Source organism: Fructobacillus tropaeoli (assembly GCF_001047135.2).
In the GTDB taxonomy this organism is placed as follows: Bacteria; Bacillota; Bacilli; order Lactobacillales; family Lactobacillaceae; genus Fructobacillus; species Fructobacillus tropaeoli.
Map to the genome: position 1 here is coordinate 1 of NZ_DF968155.1, position 405 is coordinate 405.

Here is a 405-nt window from a genome sequence, read left to right on the forward strand (position 1 = left end):
GCAAAACTCAAAGCGTTAGACTTCTATGCCCAACATGGTGATGGGACGTTACGGAGTGGTCAGGCCCAGCAAATCGAACAAAACTTGGTCAAAGCCATGGCAACGGCGAAGGAACGTTTGGCAGACCTTGACGATAAAATGGTGCAATTGCGACAAGAAATGGCCCAGCGGTTAGATGACCCAAAAGTCCGGGCAAATCTTCAAAAGGAATTAAATGCTTGGACGATTAGCCGTGACTTATTGCATGAACAATATGAACAAGCAGTTCATGATTTAGACTATCACCGTGGTGTGCATGCCAAGATGACGAATGTCTATGAACAGCAAGAAAAAAAGGCCGCTCCAACAGAGGGACCAAAATTATAACGTATGATGTGAGATCTGCTACCTTGGCGGCCTGTGAAC

General features: G+C 45.9%; 1 protein-coding gene. It reads left to right on the top strand.

The features are described from left to right. The coding region (locus AOQ32_RS08800; protein ID WP_158531905.1) for a hypothetical protein at positions 1 to 366 on the top strand (366 nt) is incomplete at its 5' end. Between the last annotated feature and the right edge of the window lie 39 nt (positions 367 to 405).